This is a genomic window from Cellulomonas sp. EB106-03-03-XG116, assembly GCF_058792015.1.
Map to the genome: position 1 here is coordinate 1 of NZ_JBYTEP010000006.1, position 16,533 is coordinate 16,533.

Below are 16,533 nucleotides of genomic sequence, written 5' to 3' on the forward strand. Positions count from 1 at the left end.
CGCCCGGGCCGGGGCGGCGGCGCGCGCCGCAGCAGCGGCCTGCGGCACGTCGAACCCGCGCCGGGCGAGCAGCGCCTGCGCCGCGTCCTCGCCGCCGTGGAACTCGTCGGCGCCGGCGAGCCGCCCGGTCGCGAACCGGTGCGCGACCCCGAGGATCGCCGTCGCCGGGTAGGGGCGGTCCTCGTGGAGGAAGAAGCCGCCGCCGGCGGGGAAGCCGTAGACGCCGAGGAAGGCCTCGGCCCCGCGGGAGTCGTGCTCGGCGATGGCCTGGAGGATGTGCGCGCGCGTCACGGCGGAGAAGGTCGCCACGTCGCACGAGCCTACGTCGTCCGCCGGCACCGGACCCCGGCGGAGGGCCCAGGACCGCTGTGACGTCGCCCGCACCCGGCGGACGGCGACGCCCGCGCCGCCGGGGGACGGACGGCGCGGGCGTCGGGACCGCGGGGCTGGTGCGGCGTCAGCAGCCCGACGGCATCTCCGGGAAGTCGTCGGCCGGGACCTCGAAGTTCTTCTCGTAGAGCGCGGCGAGCCCCCCGCCCGTCTGCTGCTCGCAGAGAAAGCCGTCCAGCGCCTCGACGAGGGCGGTGTTGCCCTTCTGGACGGCCCAGGAGCCGTAGCCGATGTCGAGCGGCTCGGGCAGCTCCGCCTTCTGGACCTGGCCCGGGTTGGCCTTCATGTACTGGGCGAGGATGTAGTCCTCCAGCACGGACGCCTGCGCGCGGCCGGTGGCGACCTCGAGCAGAGCGGCGTTCTGGTCGGGGAAGCCGGACACGGTCGCGTTCGGGAACGTCGCCGTCGCCAGCTGCTCGCCGGAGCTGCCCTGCAGCGCGGTGATCACGGTCCCGCTGACGTCGACGTCCTCGACGGACGACACCGCGTCGTCGCCGTCCGCCACCGCGAGCACGCTGGTGTACGGCACGTACGCGCGGGAGAAGTCGACGACCTGCTTGCGCTCGTCGGTGGCGGTGAGGCCGACGGACACCAGGTCGAACTGCCGGCTCTGCAGGCCGGGGATCAACCCGTTGAAGTCCAGGTTCTGGATCTCGAGCTCGAGGCCGAGCTCGTCGGCCAGGGCGTTCAGCAGGTCGACGTCGTAGCCGGCGGGCTCGCCCTCCTCGTCGAGGTACATCTCCGGGGGGAACTGCAGGTTCATGCCCACGGTGAGCGTGCCGTCGGCGAGCAGGCCGAGGTCGTCGCCCGCGGCGGCGGACCCGCCGTCGGAGGACCCGGCGTCGGCGGTGCCGCCGCACGCGGCGAGCAGGCCGGCCAGGGCGAGCGCGGCACCGAGGGCGCCGGCGCGTCGGGTGTGGCGTGAGGTCGTCAGTCGCACGGAGGGGATCCCTTCTCGGCCCGGCGCCGCGGGGGTCGGCGCCGGATGGGGTCAGACCGTCGCGGGCTCGCGAGGGCCGGGGGTGGCGCTGGTGGTGGCGATGAGCTCCTCGACGCGGGCGCGCCGCCGGGCGCGCAGGGCGCGGGCGAGCCGGCCCTGGGGCGGGCTGGACAGCAGCTTCTCGACGAGGCGGAACAGGAAGTCGACGACGAAGGCCGCGACGACGTAGATGCCGGCGGCCGCGGTGTAGAGCACGAACGGCTGGAAGGTGGTGCTGACCAGGTTCTGCGTGACGCGGACGACCTCGAGCAGGCCGATGACGGTGAAGGTGGAGGTGTCCTTCACCATGCCGATGAACATGCTGCCGATGTTCGGCAGCGCGATCTTGCCGGCCTGCGGCAGCACGACGGAGAAGAAGATCCGGCTCGGCCGGAGCCCCAGCGCCTGGCCCGCCTCCCGCATGCCCGGCGGGACGGCGGTGAGGGCGGAGCGGAAGATCTCCGCGAGGAACGCGGAGTAGAGCAGCGACAGCGCGATGACGCCGGCCTGGTAGACGGTGAACGAGACGTCGAAGGCGAGCGAGACGCCGAAGTACACCCAGATGACGCTGACCAGCGCGGGGATGCCGCGGAAGACGTTGATGTACGTCGCGGCGATCCACGAGAACGGCGCCCGCGCCATGCGTAGCAGCGCCAGCAGCATGCCGAGCACCACGGAGACCACGAGCGCCGTCGCGGAGACCCGGATCGCGACGAGGAGCCCGTCGACGAGCTGCTGCCGGTACTCCCAGACGAGGGACCAGTCCATCACTTCACCGCCTGGAGGAAGTCACGTGCGCGCTGGCTGCGGCACTCGGTGTAGAACTCCCGGCCGCCGGTCTCGACGACCTGGCCGTGCTCCAGGAAGACCGTGTGGTCGCCGATCTCGCGGGCGAACCCGATCTCGTGCGTGACGACGACCATGGTCATGCCGGACTCGGCGACCTCGCGGATGGTGCGCAGCACCTCCCCGACGAGCTCGGGGTCGAGGGCGGAGGTGGGTTCGTCGAACAGCATCACCTGCGGGTCGAGCGCGAGGGCGCGGGCGATCGCGACCCGCTGCTGCTGCCCGCCGGACAGCTGCGCGGGGTAGTGCCCGGCGCGTGCCAGCAGGCCGACGCGGTCGAGGTCGCGCGCGGCGCGCTCCTCCGCCTCCCGGCGCCGCATGCCGCGGACGGAGCGCAGCGGCAGGGCGACGTTGTCGAGCGCCGTGAGGTGCGGGAACAGGTTGAACTGCTGGAACACCATGCCGACGGTGCGCCGGAGCTGCAGGGCGCTGCCCCGGGGGTGCGCGGCGCCGGGCAGGGCGGTCCCGTACTCGTGGCCGTCCACGACCAGCGACCCGCCGGTCGGGCGCTCGAGCAGGTTGATGCTGCGCAGCAGGGTCGACTTGCCGGACCCCGACGGGCCGAGCAGGACGACGTGCTCGCCGGGGTGCACGTCGAGGTCGATGCCGCCGAGCACCTCGAGCGGCCCGAAGGACTTGCGCAGGCCGCGCAAGGAGATGACCGGCGCGCGGCCGGGGTCGGTCGCGTGCGCGGCGGGCGCGGGACGGGTGTCGGTCACGGTGGCTCCCTGGGTCATCGCAGGCCTCCACCGGTCGCCGCGTGCCACGCGGCGAACCGGTCGACCCCGGCGGTCAGGTCCTCGGCCGAGGACGCGAGGGACAGCCGCAGGTGGCTGCGGGCGGTGCGGCCGAACGCGGTGCCGGGGGCGAGAGCCACGCCGTGGTCGACGAGGTCGAGCGCGGCGGCGCGCGCGTCGGCGCCCTCCGCGAGCGGCAGCATGAGGTAGAACGCGCCGGCAGGCGCGTCGACGGGGATGCCGGCCGCGGCGAGGCGGCCGACGACGAGGTCGCGCCGGTCGCGGTAGGTGGCGACCATGCGGCCGACGGCGTCCTGGGGGCCGCGCAGCGCGGCGAGCGCCGAGGCCTGGGAGGCGGCGGACACCGAGGACAGCAGCGGCTCCTGGACCCGGGCCAGGGTGGGCGCGAGCCAGGCGGGGGCGGTGAGGTAGCCGACGCGCGACCCGGTCATCGCGTAGGTCTTCGAGAAGCTGAAGACGCTCACCACGTCGTCCGGGGCCATCGCGGCGGCGTTCGCGTGCACGCCGTCGAAGACGATCTCGTCGTAGACCTCGTCGGCGACCACGGTGACGCCGTGCTCGACCGCGGCCTCGACCAGCGACCGGACGAGGACGGGCTCCAGCACCGCGCCGGTGGGGTTCGACGGGGTGTTCAGCACGAGGGCCCGGGTGCGCGGGGTGATCAGCGACGCGACCTCGGCCGGGTCGGGCCGGAAGCCGCGCTCGGGCCGCAGCGGGTAGTGCACCGGCACGCCGCCGAGCAGCAGGGTCTGCATCTCGTAGTTCGGCCACGCGGGGTCCGGGACGAGCACCTCGTCCCCCGGCTCCACGAGCACGGCGAGCACGGCGGCAAGCCCCTGGACCGCACCCTGGCTGACGATCACGCGCTCCGGGTCGTCGGTCACGCCGTACCGGCCGTGCAGCCGCTCGGCGATCGCGGCCCGCAGCGCCGGGACCCCGGCGCTCGGGGTGTAGCGGTTGGCGGTGGCGAGGGCCGCGTCGCCGGCCGCGACGACGTGCGACGGGGTCGCGAAGTCGGGCTCGCCGATCTCCAGGTGCACCACGTCGGTCCGCCCGTACGCGAGCATCACGATCTCGCGGATGCCCGAGCCCGGCACCGCCGCAGCGGTGGCGGCGAGCCGCCGCGCGCGGTCGAGCGTGGCGGCCGGCATGGTCGGCGTGGTCGGCGCGGTCACGACCGCGCTCCGTGCGAGTCCATCGGTTCTCTTCTCTCCCCCGGCGTGCGCCGGCCACCCGGTCCGGGCGGCGAGCGCGCTGTCGATCGCCCCGACGGTAGCCACGCCGCGTTACGTCGGAAGTCGTGGACTGTTACGGACCTGCTAAGTGCTAGCCGTTCGGCGGTTGAACCTGCCGAACGCAAGTTAGGGTCCGGTCATGGTCTTGCACGACGACTCTCCGACGATCGGCTTGTGGAGCTCCCTCGCCGACCCCGCGATCCTCCGGCTGCTCGCGGCGGCGGAGCCGGGGTGGCTGGTCCTCGACGCCCAGCACGGCACCTGGTCGGACGGCGACCTCGCCGCGGTCCTGCCGCTGCTCGGCACGCCCGTGCCGACGTGGGTGCGGGTGGCCGACGACCGCGCCGCCGGGATCGGCCGGGCGCTCGACGCCGGGGCCGACGGCGTGGTCGTGCCGCTGGTCGACTCGCCGGAGCAGGCCGCCGCGGCGGTGCGCGCGTGCCGGTACCCGCCGCTCGGGCAGCGGAGCTGGGGCCCCGCGGCACCGCTCGTGGGCCGGGCCGCCCCGACCCCGGACGAGGCGAACGCCCGCGTGCGGTGCGCGGTGATGGTCGAGACGGCCGCGGCGCTCGCCGCGGCGGGCCCGATCGCCGCGACCCCGGGGCTCGACATGGTGTTCGTGGGTCCGTTCGACCTGGCGCTCGCGCTCGGGCGGACCGTCGACGACCTGCTCGCCGACGACGCGCCCGGCGCGCCGCTCCCGGAGGTGGTGGCCGCCTGCCGGGCGGCCGGGGTGCGCTCGGGGGCGTTCGCCGGCGACCACGACCGGGCGGAGCGGCTCGTCGCCCTCGGGTTCACGGACGTGGTGGTCGGGACGGACGCCGGGCTGCTCGGCGGCGCCGCCCGGGGCGCGGTGGCGCGGTGGTCGCCCCGCGGGCCGGCCGACGGCGCGCCGGACGGGGCGCGGCGCGCCGGGTACTGACCGCTCGGCCCGTCAGGCCCCGGCCGCGCGCAGCACCGCGCAGTCCGCGGCGGGGTCGCCGTGCGGGTCCGTGTCCACCACGACCTCCTGGACGCCCGCCGCGCGCAGGTCGGCCACCCGGCCCGCCACCTCCGCGCACCGCCCCGCGGAGTCCGCGACGCGCAGCACGACCCGGAGCCCCGCGGGGTCGCGGCCGGCCTCCGCGGCGTGCCGGCGCACCTCGCGGATCTCGCGGGCCAGCGCGGCCGGGTCCAGGTCGGGCGCGGACTGCTGGGCGAGCCAGCCGTCGCCGAGGGCCCCCGCCCGGCGCAGCGCCGCGGGCGAGTGCCCGCCGACCAGCAGCGGGATCGGGCGCGCCGGGGCCGGCAGGACGAGCAGGCCGTCGGGCAGGGGGTGCTCGCCCGGGGCCCAGCCCTCGGGGCGCCCCGGCGGACGGCCGGTCCAGCAGTCCCGCAGCACGCCGATGGCCGCCGAGGTCAGCCGGCCCCGGCGGTCGAAGGGCGCGCCGAGCGCGGCGAACTCCTCGCGGAGCCAGCCGGTGCCGACGCCGAGCTCCAGCCGGCCGCCCGACAGCGCGTCCAGGCTCGCGGCCTGCTTGGCCAGCAGCACGGGCTGCCGCTGCGGCAGCACCAGCACGGCGGTGCCGAGCCGGACCCGGGTGGTCACCGCCGCCGCGGTGGTGAGCGTGAGCAGGGCCTCGAGGTAGGCGACGTCCGTGGCCCAGCGGGCGACGCCGTCGGCCGCGAACGGGTACGCGGACGAGACCGCACCGGGCAGCACGACGTGGTCGCTGACCCAGATCGAGTCGAAGCCGGCCTCTTCCAGCGCGACGGCCGCGGCGCGCACCGCCGTGCCGGTCGCCGCCCCGCCGGTGTGCGGGAGCTTCGCGCCGACCGCCCAGCCCGTCATCCCGCCGCCGACCAGCCGCCGTCGACCGGCAGGCAGACGCCGGTGACGTACCCGTTCTCCGGCGCCGACAGGAACGCCACCGCCTCCGCGACGTCCTCCGGTCGCCCCGGGCGCCGCATCGGCACCCGGACCAGCAGCGCCTCCCGGCGCGCGGGGTCCCCGAGCGACCCGGCGGACATCGCGGTGTCGGTGACCCCGGGCGCGACGACGTTGACCGTGATGCCGTCGAGCGCCCAGTCGACCGCGAGCGCCCGCGCGAGCATCAGCACCGCACCCTTCGACGTCGCGTAGGCGGCCTGCCCCGGGAGCGCGCGCAGCGAGTTCACCGAGCCGACCAGCACGACCCGGCCGCCCTCGCCCTGCTGCTGGAACCGGCGCCCCGCGGCGGTCGCGACGTCGTAGGAGCCGAGCACGTTGACGGCGAGCGAGTCCCGGACCGTCGCGGTCGGCAGCGTCGACGCCGGCCCGGTGCGCTCGATGCCGGCGCTGGTCACGACCACGTCGAGCCGGCCGAACCGCTCGACCGCGCGCGCCACGACCTCGTCGCCGACCCCGTCCGCGGCCACGTCGGCCGTGACCCCGAGCCCGCCCACCTCGGCGGCGACGGCCGCGGCCGCCGCGGCGTCGCGGTCCACGCAGACGACCCGGTCCCCACGGGCGGCGAGCCGCCGGGCGATCGCGGCGCCGATGCCCGCCCCGGCGCCGGTGACGAGCGCGACCCGCACCGCCGCGGTCACGCCAGCCACCCGCCGTCGACCACGAGCACGTGCCCGGTCAGGTAGGACGCCTCGGGCGAGGACGCGAACGCCACGGCGCCGGCCACCTCGGCCGGCAGCCCGAGCCGCCCGAGCGGGATCCGGGCCGCCGCGAGCGCCGCCATCCCCTCCTCGTCGGCGCCCAGCCCCCGCATCAGCGGCGTGTCCATGGTGCCGGGAGCGACGCCGTTGACCCGGACGCCGTGCGGACCCAGCTCGCGGGCGGCCGCCTGGGTCAGCAGCTTCACCGCCGCCTTCGACATGTCGTACGCGAGCATCGGCGTCGACGACGCGGTGAACGAGGAGGTCGATCCGATCGTCACGATGCTGCCCGCCCGCCGCGGCACCATCACGGCGGCAGCGGCCTGGACGACCACGTAGGTGCCGCGGACGTTGACGGCCATCGTGGCGTCGAAGGCCGCCAGGTCGTCGTCGAACGCGGAGGTCGGCCGGGCGATGCCGGCGCAGGCGACGACGGTGGTCAGCGGCGCGGCCTCGTCGGCGGCGCGCACCGCGGCCCGGACGGCCCCGGCGTCCGTCACGTCGAGCACGACGCCCTCCGCGGAGCCGCCCGCGGCGCGGACCAGGTCGACGGTGCCGGCTACGCCGTCGGCGTCGCGGTCGGCCACCGTGACGCGGTCCCCGCGGGCGGCGAGCCGGAGGCACACGGCGCGCCCGAGGCCGCTCGCGCCGCCGGTGACGAACGAGGCGTCGGTCGAGGTCGAAGATGTCACATGCCGATGGAACCAGGCGCACGCTACGCATATGTAAAGCGCAACCGACATCCGGACTCACATATGAAACACGCGCGCCCTACGCTGCCGAGCGCATCGACACCCAGGAGGCACCGTGAAGTTCGGCGTCGGGCTCTACTGCCTGCAGGCCACCGCGAGCACGCCCCGGCACCCCACCACCCCCTACCGCGAGCTCGTCGAGGACGCGCGGCTGCTGGAGGACCTCGGCTACGAGGGCATGTGGCTGTCGGAGCACCACTTCTTCTACGACGGGTACTGCCCGGCGCTGCTCCCGGTCGCGGCCGGCCTGCTCGCCGCCACGACCCGGCTCCGGGTGGGCACCGGCATGATGCTGCTGCCGCTCCAGGACCCCGGCCGCGTCGCCCGGCTGTCCGCCGACATCGCGCGGCGCTCCGGCGGCCGGCTCGACGTGGGCGTGGGTCTCGGCTACCGCGACGTCGAGTTCGACGGCAAGGGCGTGCGCCGCCAGGACCGGGTGCCCGCGCACCGCGCGGGCCTGGCCGAGCTCCAGCGCCTCGCCGTGCCCGCCGGGGCGACCGTCTGGAACGGGTCGGCCACGCCGAAGGGCGTCGCCCGGGCGGGTGCGCGCGGGCAGGGCGTGCTGCTCTCGGGTGCCAACCCGCTGTCGCTGGTGGCCGAGCTCGCGGCCGCGCACCGGGAGGGCTGGGAGCAGGCCGGCCGGCCGGGCGGGGTCCGCCCCCGGGTGGCGGCGCTGCGCAACGTCTGGCTGACCGAGGACCGGCACGAGGCCGAGGCCGTCCTGGACTGGCAGCGCGCGAGCTACGTGCTCTACGCGGGTCTGGGCTGGAGCGTGGCGCAGCAGGAGTCGACGGAGGCGATGGACTTCCGCGCGGACCTCGACAAGGCGGTCGGCCAGGCGGTCGCGACGTCGATCGTGGGCCCGGCGGCGCTGGTCGCCGACGGCCTGCACGAGGTGCACGCCGCGGGCGTCGACGACGTCGTGTTCCGGGTCATCATCGAGGGCGCCCCGGCGCCCGCGGTGCGCCGCATGCTCGGCCGGCTGGCCGACGAGGTGCTGCCGCAGCTGGAGAACGTGGAGGCAGCATGAGGATCGGCGCCCTGCTCAGCGACCCCGCCGACGTGGCCCCGGCCGCCGCGGCCGGCGTGTTCGGCGTGCTCCTGGAGCCGCCGGCCGGCGCCGAGCGCGCCGAGACCGGGCCCGCCGACACCGGCAGCGCCGCCGCGGCCGAGGTCGCGACGACGACTCGGGACGCGCGGGTCCTGGTCCGCCTGCTGCTCGGGACCGAGAACCCCGTGACCCTCGCCGAGGAGGTCGCCGTCCTCGACCACCTCAGCGCCGGTCGCGTCGTCGCCGTCGTGGACCCGGGCGGCCTGGACGACGCGGCCGCCGCCGAGGACCTGGCGCTGCTGCGCGCGTGCTGGTCCGGCCGGCCCGTGCGGCACCGCGGCTCGCGGTGGAGCGTGCCGAGCGGCGTGATGGGCGCGGGCATGCCGACGCACGTCGCCGTGACGCCGGTCCCCGCCCAGGTGGACGTGCCGGTGTGGCTGACCCGCCCGGTGCCGGGCGCGGGGGACGGGCTGCCGGTCCTGGTCGAGGAGGCCGGCCGGGCGCGCGCCGACGTCCAGGTCCAGCCGGGCGTCGCCGACCTCACCGGCGACCTCGACCGGGACCGCGCGCTGGTCACTGCCTGGTCCGACGCCGGCGCCACCCACCTGCTGCTGCGGCCGCCCGCACCGGCGGGTCGGGAGGCCGCGGGGGCCGCCGGTACGACATTCTTCGGGCTGTACGTCGCGCGCTACCTGCAACCGGAGGTGTCCATGCCCGGGTTCCCGCGGATCATGGCGGAGGCCGACCTGCCCGCCGCGTGGACCCCGTGACACCGCGCGGTCCGGGGTCCGGGTCGGAAGCCGGCTCCGGCGAGGCCCCGCGCCGCGCCGGTCGCCGCAGGACCGCCGCGCCCGCCCCGGCACGGCGCAACTCGATGTCCGGCCTCGCCGGGTTCATCGAGCGGCAGGGACCGCCGGTGCCGCTGGACGACATCGACCGGGAGCTGGTGCGCCGCCTCGCCGCGGATCCGCGGGCGTCGCAGCGCCAGCTCGCGCGCGAGATCAGGATGTCGGGCCCGGCCGTCGGCGAGCGCATCGCCCGGCTGGAGCGCGCCGGCGTCATCCGCGGCTACACGGTGTCGGTCGACTGGGCGGCCCTCGGCTTCCCGGTGCTCGCCTACATCCCGATCAGCATCGCGCCCGGCGCGGACCTCGCCCAGATCCTCACCGACCTGCACGAGGTCCCGGAGCTCGAGGAGCTGGTCGCCGTCACCGGCACCTACGACCTCATCGCCCGGTTCCGGCTGCGGGACCACGCGCACCTCCAGGCCCTGCTGCTCGAGTCGCTGTGGCAGATCGACGGCCTCCAGCGGATCGAGACGTTCCTCAGCCTGGGCGAGGTCCGGGGGGCGAGCCTGCTCGAGCGCCTGCTCGACGACGGCCACGACGCCGGCGGCGGTCCGGCCGAGGCGGGCTGAGCCGCCGGTCGGCGCGGCCCGGGCCCGGACGCCGGGCGCCCGCTCGCCGCGCGGACCGGCGCCGCAGCCGGTAGGAACAGGGGGCATGACCACCCGCGTCGGCTTCCACAGCTCGCACGAGCAGGTCCACCCGTCCGCACTCCTCGCGGCCGTCCAGCACGCGGAGGAGGCCGGCTTCGACGCCGCCATGTGCTCCGACCACTGGGCGCCGTGGGGCACGAACCAGGGCCACTCCGGGTTCGCCTGGACCTGGCTCGGCTCCGCGCTGGCCACCACCCGGCTGCCGTTCGGCACCGTCAACGCGCCGGGCCAGCGCTACCACCCGGCGATCATCGCCCAGGCGGCCGCCACCCTCGCCGCGATGTACCCGGGGCGGTTCTGGGTCGCGCTCGGCTCGGGCGAGAACATGAACGAGCACATCACCGGCGACCCGTGGCCGCCGAAGCCGGAGCGCGACGCCCGGCTGCGCGAGTGCGTGCAGATCATCCGCGCGCTGCTCGCCGGCGAGGATGTCACGCACCACGGGCTGGTCACGGTCGACCGCGCCCAGCTGTGGACGCTCCCCGAGGTGCCGCCCCGGCTGATCGGCCCCGCCGTGACGCCGGAGACAGCCCGGGCGCACGCCGACTGGGCCGACGGCCTCGTCACGGTCAACCAGGACCTCGAGACGATGCGTCGCGTCGTCGGGGAGTACCGGGACGCGGGCGGCCGCGGGCCCGTCGCGCTCCAGGTGCACGTGTCCTACGCGTCGGACCCCGACGAGGCCTGGCGGCTGGCGCGCGAGCAGTGGGCGGGCAACGCCGCCGGGCCGCCGGCCTCGTGGGACATCGCGACCCCCGAGGCGTTCGACGAGCTGGCCGCCACCGTGGACGACGACACGCTGAGCACCGGGGTGGTGATCGAGCACGACCCCGCCCGGCTCCGGGACCGCCTGGTCGAGCTGGTCGAGGTCGGCTTCGACGAGGTCTACCTGCACCAGGTGGCCACCGACGTCCGGCCCGACCACGGCAAGCACGACGACGCCGCGCCGACGGTGACGCACCCGCCGTCGTCGCTGGACGCGTTCATCGACCTCGCCGCCGAGCACCTGCTCCCCGCGCTGCGGGCCGTGGACGCCGGCACCGAGGGGACGGACGCCGCATGAGGATCCGCGACACCGGGGACCTGTGGTGGAAGAACGCCGTCGTCTACTGCCTCGACGTCGAGACGTTCATGGACTGGAACGACGACGGCGTCGGCGACCTCCCCGGGCTGGTGCAGCGGCTCGACCACCTGGCCGACCTCGGCGTCACCTGCCTGTGGCTGATGCCGTTCTACCCGACCGCCGACCGGGACGACGGCTACGACATCACCGACTTCTTCGGGGTCGACCCGCGGCTCGGTGACGCCGGCGACCTGGTCGAGCTCATCCGCACGGCGAAGGACCGGGGCATCCGGGTGATCGCCGACCTGGTCGTCAACCACACGTCCGACCGGCACCCGTGGTTCAAGGCCGCGCGGAGCAGCCCCGACAACCCGTTCCGGGACTTCTACGTCTGGCGCACGGACGAGCCGCCGCCCACGGCGGACGAGGTGGTGTTCCCGGACCAGGAGCAGGGCATCTGGACGTACGACGAGCAGGCCGGCGCCTGGTACCGGCACCGGTTCTACCGGCACCAGCCCGACCTCAACACGGCGAACCCGCAGGTCCGCGACGCGATCGCCAAGGTCGTCGGCTACTGGGCGGAGCTCGGCCTGTCGGGGTTCCGGGTGGACGCGGTGCCGTTCATGCTCGCCGACGCCGCGAACTCCCCGCACGACGACATCGAGCACCCGCACGAGTTCCTCAAGGCGCTGCGGTCGTTCCTGAGCCGGCGGACCGGCGACGCGATCCTCATGGGCGAGGTCAACCTGCCGTACGAGCAGCAGCGGATGTTCTTCGGCGACCGGGACGGCGACGGGTCGGCCGAGGGCGACGAGCTCAACCTCCAGTTCGACTTCGTGGCCATGCAGCAGATGTACCTGGCGCTGGCCCGGCAGGACGCCGGCCCGCTGGCGCAGGCCCTGCGCGACCGCCCGCACATCCCGCACGACGCGCAGTGGGCGACGTTCGTCCGGAACCACGACGAGCTCACCCTGGACAAGCTGTCCGACGACGAGCGCGCCGAGGTGTTCGCGGCGTTCGGCCCCGACGAGGACATGCAGCTCTACGGCCGCGGGCTGCGCCGCCGGCTGCCGCCGATGCTCGACGGGGACCCGCGCCGGATCCGGATGGTCTACTCCCTGCTGTTCACGCTGCCCGGCACGCCCGTGCTATTCTACGGCGAGGAGATCGGCATGGGCGAGAACCTCGCCGCCGACGGCCGGCTCGCCGTCCGCACGCCGATGCAGTGGACGTCCGGGCGCAACGGCGGGTTCTCAGCCGCGACCCCGCGCCGGCTCGCCGGCCCGGTCACCGACGGCGGGTACGCCCCCGCGCACGTCAACGTCGCGGACCAGCGGCGGGACCCGGACTCGCTGCTGTCGTTCGTGAAGACCCTCGTCCGCCGGTACCGGGAGTGCCCGGAGCTCGGCTGGGCGGAGCGGGCCGAGATCCTCGACCAGCCGCACCCTGCGGTGCTCGCGCACCGGTCGTCCTGGCAGGACGCGTCGATGATCGCGGTGCACAACCTCGGTCCGGAGGCGGTCACCGTGCCGCTGCGGCTGCGGGACCTGGTCCGCGAGCCCGGCGACGCGGGACCCGCGGACGGGACGGCGACCGAGCGCAGCGCGGCGGGCGACGACGACCCGGTCCGCCTGGTCGACCTGCTGGAGGACGGGGCGTGCGAGGTCGACCCCGACGGCCGGGTCGAGGTCGAGCTCCCCGCGTACGGCTACCGCTGGCTCCGGGTGGTGCGCCCGGGCTCCCGCCGCCTGCTCTGAGGCGGGGCCGGCCGAGCGCGGCGGGCGCAACCGCGCCGCCCCGCGGGTCAGGGGCGGGTGACCGTCCAGCGGCCCGCGGCCAGGTCCGTCAGGCGCGGCAGGATGACGTCGCCTGCGGCGCGGAGGCCGTCGTGCAGGTACTCGTTGGTCACCCAGACCTGCGCGTTCCCGACGCCGTCCGCGGTCGCCGTCGCCAGGTCGAGGTCCACGTACGGGTCGTCGGCGTACTGCACGGCGGCGACCGGCACCTCGTTGGCCGCGAGCCGCTCCGGGTCGTACAGGGCGGGCCAGGACGTGCGGGCCGCGAGCGCCTCCGCCGCGGCCCGGAACGGCCGCAGCGCCCGGATGTCGTCGAACATCCACGGGAACACCGCCTCGCCGGTCAGCGCGAGCGGCCGGGCGTCGGGCGCGTGGTCGGGCCGGCGGTCGAGCTCGGCCTGCACGGCCCAGCCGCCCTCCCGCTCGCCCTGGTGGTAGATGACCTCCTGCAGCACCGCGTACAGCGGGTTCGCGTCGAAGCCGGTCTGCGTCTGCACCGCGAGCGCGAACGCGTCGTCGGGCGCCCCGTCCGCGTCGAGGTCGACGGTGTCGAGCAGCCAGTGCAGCGCGTCCACCCCGGTGCTCATGCCGAGCGGCATGCCGAGGGTCTGCAGCCGCCGGACGGTGAACGGGTCGCCGTCGGGCAGGGCGACGTCGCCGGCGGCGAGCCGGTCCGCGAGCGCCCCGAGCAGCTGGACGTCCTCCGGGTACCGACGCGCGAACGCGGCGACCCGCGCGGCCTGCCGCGGGAACGTCCGGGCGTAGACGTCCTCGGCCGTCGCCGTGATGCCCGGCAGGCCGCCGGTCACGTAGCAGGCGGTCAGCGCCTCGGGGTGCCGGGACAGGTAGGTCAGCGTGAGGAAGCCGCCGTACGACTGGCCGAGCGTCGACCACCGCCGCCCGCCGTACACCGCACGGCGCACCGCCTCGGCGTCCTCGACGATCGCGTCCGCCCGGAAGCACGCCAGGTAGTCGGCCGCCTCCTCGCCCGAGCCGAACCGGGCGATCGTGCGGCCGTCGACCCGGGACGACCGCCCGGTTCCCCGCTGGTCGAGCAGCACCACCCGGTGCGTGCGCAGGGCCGTCGACCACCAGCCGCCGCCGAGCGGGCGCGGGCCCATGCCGCCGGGACCGCCCTGCAGGAACAGCAGCAGCGGCAGGTCCTCGCCGTCGCGGGCCGGGTCGACCAGCTCGCGCGCGAACACCTCGAGGGTCGGGTACCGGGACGGGTCCTCGCGGTCGACGGGCACCCGCACGCGGTGGTCCCGGACCAGCACCGGCGGCACCAGGCGGGGCTCGGAGGTGCGGACGGCGGACGTGCGGGCGCGACGGCGGGCGGCCGGGGAGGCGGGGGTCACGGCAGCACCCTAGGGTGTCGCGGACCGCTCCGGACCCGGGTCGGCACCCCGACGGCGGAGGACCCCGTGCCCGGACGGACGATCGTGATCACGGGCGCCAGCGACGGCATCGGTGCCGCCGCGGCGCGCCGGCTGGCAGCCGACGGCGAGCGGGTCGTGCTCGTCGGGCGGGACCCCGCGCGCACCACCGGCGTCGCCGCGGAGCTCGGTGCCCCGCACCACCTCGCCGACTTCGCCGAGCTCGACCAGGTGCGCCGCCTGGGCGCCGAGCTGCGCGAGGCCTACCCGCGGATCGACGTCCTGGCCAACAACGCCGGCGGCATCATGGGGCTGCGCGCGGTCACCGTCGACGGGTTCGAGCGCACCCTCCAGGTGAACCACCTCGCGCCGTTCCTGCTGACGCACCTCCTCCTCCCGACGCTCGTCGCGAGCCAGGCGTCCGTGATCGCGACGTCGAGCGTCGCGGCCGCGCGCTGGGGCCGGATCGACCTCGACGACCTCGGGAACGAGCGCGGCTACCGCCCCGAGCGCGCGTACGGCGACGCCAAGCTCGCGAACGTCCTGCACACCGTCGAGCTCCAGCGCCGGTACGGGCCCGAGGGCCTCGCCGCGGTCGCGTTCCACCCGGGCATCGTCGCCACCAGCTTCGCGAAGGAGACGAGCAGCCTGATGCGGTTCGTGTACCACACGCCTCTGCGCCGGCTGCTGACGATCACCCCGGAGCAGGGCGGCGGCTACCTGGCGGCGCTCGCGGCCGGCACCCCGGGCGTCGACTGGGAGCCCGGCGGGTACCTCGAGCAGGGCCGCGCCGCGGTGCCGCCCCCGCAGGCCGCGGACCCCGACCTCGCCCGACGGCTCTGGGACGTGAGCGCGTCGCTCGTCGGCGTCTGAGGCGGCCCGGGGACGGCGGTGTTTCCGCGGCGTCACCGCCGCCGGTCCCGGGTGACACCTGCGTGAAATCCCGGGCGGGCCCTGTCCCGGCGCGCCGCGGCCCCTCGACACTCGGCTCGGGCCGCACGGCCCGGCGACGACGCGAGCACCCGGGGGCAGACCATGACGACCGACGACACGCCCGGGAGCACCGGGCTCGCGGAGCCGGACCCGCCGTTCGGGCGGCTGGCGGTCGGCGCCCCCGCCCCACGGTGGCTGCACGCCGCCCTGTGCGCGGCGTGGGGGTGGGACCCGACCCGCACGACGATCGCCCTCCTGGCGCTCTCGCACAACGCGACGTTCCGGGTCTCGGTCGGCGGCCGGCCGGTCGCGGTCACCCGGGTCGCGCCGCCCGCCTACATGGAGGACACCGCGGCGGTCGAGTCGGAGGTGGCGTGGATGACCGCCCTGGGCGAGGCGGGCGCCGTCCGGGTGCCCGTCGTGGTCCCGCCGGTGGACGGCCGGGACGTCGCCGTGGTGCCCGACGACGAGGAGCGGCACTGGGTCTGCCTGACCTGGCGGTACGTGCCCGGGCCCTCGCTGGAGGACGCGCTCGCGGGCGCGGGGCCCGGCGCCGGGTCCGACGCGCGGCCCGGTGTCTCGGACCCGGCGGCGTGGCACCGCCGCGTCGGCACCACCGCCGCCCTGCTGCACGAGCACGCCCTGGGCTTCCACCGTCCCCGCGACTTCGTCCGGCCCACGTGGGAGCCCGCGGACCTGGTCGGACCCGGGAGCCGGTGGGGGGCGTGGGAGCAGGCCCGCCTGCCCGCCGCCGACCTCGCGCTGCTGGGCCGGGCGCGCGACGCCGCCCTCGGCACCCTCCGCGAGGCGTCGCGCGCGCCCGACTCCTGGGGCCTGGTGCACGCCGACCTGCGGCCCGGCAACCTGCTGCTCGACGGCGACGACGTCACGCTGATCGACTTCGACGACTGCGGGTTCTCCTGGTTCCTCCTCGACCTGGCCGCCGCGCTGTCGTACGTCGAGCACCTGCCCGACGCGCCCGGCCGCGCGCAGGCGTGGGTGTCCGGGTACCAGGAGGTGCGGCCGCTGACCCGGCAGGACGCCCGGAACGGCTGCGCGCTGTCGCTGCTGCGCCGGCTGCAGCTGCTGGGGAGGACCGTGACCGACCCCCGCGGCGGCCCGTCGGGCGCGCTCCGTGCGGAGCAGCCGGCGGGCTCGGTCCTGGTGGCCGAGCGCTACCTGCGTTCCCCGACCTGGCTCCTCGCGTGAGCCGCTGCGCGGGCGTGCC

17 protein-coding genes are annotated in these 16,533 nt (G+C 76.3%); 8 read left to right on the top strand and 9 right to left on the bottom strand.

Annotated features, from left to right (window positions below):
• The 5 genes from AC3WUG_RS04115 to AC3WUG_RS04135 form a co-directional block, all read right to left on the bottom strand.
• The coding region (locus AC3WUG_RS04115) for a ScoMcrA-related endonuclease (protein ID WP_492326486.1) at positions 1-309 on the bottom strand (309 nt) is incomplete at its 3' end.
• A 148-nt stretch (positions 310-457) separates the two neighbouring features.
• Positions 458-1,330, bottom strand: a complete 873-nt coding sequence (locus AC3WUG_RS04120; protein WP_492326487.1) for a substrate-binding periplasmic protein — start codon at positions 1,328-1,330, stop codon at positions 458-460.
• 51 nt (positions 1,331-1,381) lie between these two features.
• Positions 1,382-2,137, bottom strand: coding sequence for an amino acid ABC transporter permease (locus AC3WUG_RS04125; RefSeq protein WP_492326488.1), 756 nt, complete (start codon positions 2,135-2,137; stop codon positions 1,382-1,384).
• Positions 2,137-2,952 carry an amino acid ABC transporter ATP-binding protein gene (locus AC3WUG_RS04130; RefSeq protein ID WP_492326489.1) on the bottom strand — a complete coding sequence of 272 codons (816 nt, stop codon included), beginning with the start codon at positions 2,950-2,952 and terminating at the stop codon, positions 2,137-2,139. Before AC3WUG_RS04130 ends, AC3WUG_RS04125 begins: the two co-directional genes overlap by 1 nt.
• Positions 2,949-4,148, bottom strand: a complete 1,200-nt coding sequence (locus AC3WUG_RS04135; RefSeq protein ID WP_492326490.1) for a pyridoxal phosphate-dependent aminotransferase — start codon at positions 4,146-4,148, stop codon at positions 2,949-2,951. The genes AC3WUG_RS04130 and AC3WUG_RS04135 overlap by 4 nt, the downstream gene beginning before the upstream one ends.
• Before the next feature lie 199 nt (positions 4,149-4,347).
• Between AC3WUG_RS04135 and AC3WUG_RS04140 the strand changes: the two genes are divergently transcribed.
• Positions 4,348-5,130, top strand: coding sequence for an HpcH/HpaI aldolase family protein (locus AC3WUG_RS04140; RefSeq protein WP_492326491.1), 783 nt, complete (start codon positions 4,348-4,350; stop codon positions 5,128-5,130).
• Positions 5,131-5,142: 12 nt separating this feature from the next.
• On the opposite strand, the gene AC3WUG_RS04145 is transcribed toward AC3WUG_RS04140, so the two are convergent.
• The 3 genes from AC3WUG_RS04145 to AC3WUG_RS04155 are packed head-to-tail and all read right to left on the bottom strand — an operon-like array spanning position 5,143 to position 7,528.
• A complete protein-coding gene (locus tag AC3WUG_RS04145; RefSeq protein WP_492326492.1) occupies positions 5,143-6,039 on the bottom strand; it encodes a TIGR03619 family F420-dependent LLM class oxidoreductase in 897 nt (298 codons plus the stop codon).
• Positions 6,036-6,776, bottom strand: a complete 741-nt coding sequence (locus AC3WUG_RS04150) for an SDR family NAD(P)-dependent oxidoreductase (RefSeq protein WP_492326493.1) — start codon at positions 6,774-6,776, stop codon at positions 6,036-6,038. The genes AC3WUG_RS04145 and AC3WUG_RS04150 overlap by 4 nt, the downstream gene beginning before the upstream one ends.
• A complete protein-coding gene (locus AC3WUG_RS04155; protein ID WP_492326494.1) occupies positions 6,773-7,528 on the bottom strand; it encodes an SDR family NAD(P)-dependent oxidoreductase in 756 nt (251 codons plus the stop codon). The genes AC3WUG_RS04150 and AC3WUG_RS04155 overlap by 4 nt, the downstream gene beginning before the upstream one ends.
• 115 nt (positions 7,529-7,643) lie before the next feature.
• On the opposite strand from AC3WUG_RS04155, the gene AC3WUG_RS04160 reads away from it, so the two are divergent.
• From AC3WUG_RS04160 to AC3WUG_RS04180, 5 genes are all read left to right on the top strand, one after another.
• A complete protein-coding gene (locus AC3WUG_RS04160) occupies positions 7,644-8,618 on the top strand; it encodes an LLM class flavin-dependent oxidoreductase (protein WP_492326495.1) in 975 nt (324 codons plus the stop codon).
• Positions 8,615-9,409: a hypothetical protein gene (locus AC3WUG_RS04165; RefSeq protein WP_492326496.1), complete on the top strand. Its 795-nt coding sequence runs from the start codon at positions 8,615-8,617 to the stop codon at positions 9,407-9,409. The genes AC3WUG_RS04160 and AC3WUG_RS04165 overlap by 4 nt, the downstream gene beginning before the upstream one ends.
• A 104-nt stretch (positions 9,410-9,513) precedes the next feature.
• Positions 9,514-10,056, top strand: coding sequence for an Lrp/AsnC family transcriptional regulator (locus AC3WUG_RS04170; RefSeq protein ID WP_492326497.1), 543 nt, complete (start codon positions 9,514-9,516; stop codon positions 10,054-10,056).
• 85 nt (positions 10,057-10,141) lie between these two features.
• A complete protein-coding gene (locus AC3WUG_RS04175) occupies positions 10,142-11,200 on the top strand; it encodes a TIGR03885 family FMN-dependent LLM class oxidoreductase (protein ID WP_492326498.1) in 1,059 nt (352 codons plus the stop codon).
• A complete protein-coding gene (locus AC3WUG_RS04180; protein ID WP_492326499.1) occupies positions 11,197-12,957 on the top strand; it encodes an alpha-amylase family protein in 1,761 nt (586 codons plus the stop codon). The genes AC3WUG_RS04175 and AC3WUG_RS04180 overlap by 4 nt, the downstream gene beginning before the upstream one ends.
• 47 nt (positions 12,958-13,004) lie before the next feature.
• Here the strand turns inward: AC3WUG_RS04180 and AC3WUG_RS04185 are convergent, their stop codons facing one another.
• Positions 13,005-14,282 (bottom strand): alpha/beta fold hydrolase, encoded by a 1,278-nt coding sequence (locus tag AC3WUG_RS04185; protein WP_492326594.1) that lies wholly within the window; start codon positions 14,280-14,282, stop codon positions 13,005-13,007.
• A 138-nt stretch (positions 14,283-14,420) separates the two neighbouring features.
• On the opposite strand from AC3WUG_RS04185, the gene AC3WUG_RS04190 reads away from it, so the two are divergent.
• Both AC3WUG_RS04190 and AC3WUG_RS04195 read left to right on the top strand, forming a co-directional pair.
• Entirely contained in the window at positions 14,421-15,245 is an 825-nt protein-coding gene (locus AC3WUG_RS04190; RefSeq protein WP_492326500.1) for an SDR family NAD(P)-dependent oxidoreductase, read from the top strand.
• Positions 15,246-15,407: 162 nt separating this feature from the next.
• A complete protein-coding gene (locus AC3WUG_RS04195; protein ID WP_492326501.1) occupies positions 15,408-16,514 on the top strand; it encodes a phosphotransferase enzyme family protein in 1,107 nt (368 codons plus the stop codon).
• The last annotated feature ends 19 nt before the right edge of the window (positions 16,515-16,533 follow it).

Coding starts and splice junctions, on each gene's coding strand:
- AC3WUG_RS04125 (WP_492326488.1), bottom strand. CDS start 2,137: ATGGACTGGTCCCTCGTCTGGGAGTACCGGCAGCAGCTCGTCGACGGG.
- AC3WUG_RS04130 (WP_492326489.1), bottom strand. CDS start 2,952: ATGACCCAGGGAGCCACCGTGACCGACACCCGTCCCGCGCCCGCCGCG.
- AC3WUG_RS04140 (WP_492326491.1), top strand. CDS start 4,348: ATGGTCTTGCACGACGACTCTCCGACGATCGGCTTGTGGAGCTCCCTC.
- AC3WUG_RS04145 (WP_492326492.1), bottom strand. CDS start 6,039: ATGACGGGCTGGGCGGTCGGCGCGAAGCTCCCGCACACCGGCGGGGCG.
- AC3WUG_RS04165 (WP_492326496.1), top strand. CDS start 8,615: ATGAGGATCGGCGCCCTGCTCAGCGACCCCGCCGACGTGGCCCCGGCC.
- AC3WUG_RS04170 (WP_492326497.1), top strand. CDS start 9,514: ATGTCCGGCCTCGCCGGGTTCATCGAGCGGCAGGGACCGCCGGTGCCG.
- AC3WUG_RS04175 (WP_492326498.1), top strand. CDS start 10,142: ATGACCACCCGCGTCGGCTTCCACAGCTCGCACGAGCAGGTCCACCCG.
- AC3WUG_RS04180 (WP_492326499.1), top strand. CDS start 11,197: ATGAGGATCCGCGACACCGGGGACCTGTGGTGGAAGAACGCCGTCGTC.
- AC3WUG_RS04195 (WP_492326501.1), top strand. CDS start 15,408: ATGACGACCGACGACACGCCCGGGAGCACCGGGCTCGCGGAGCCGGAC.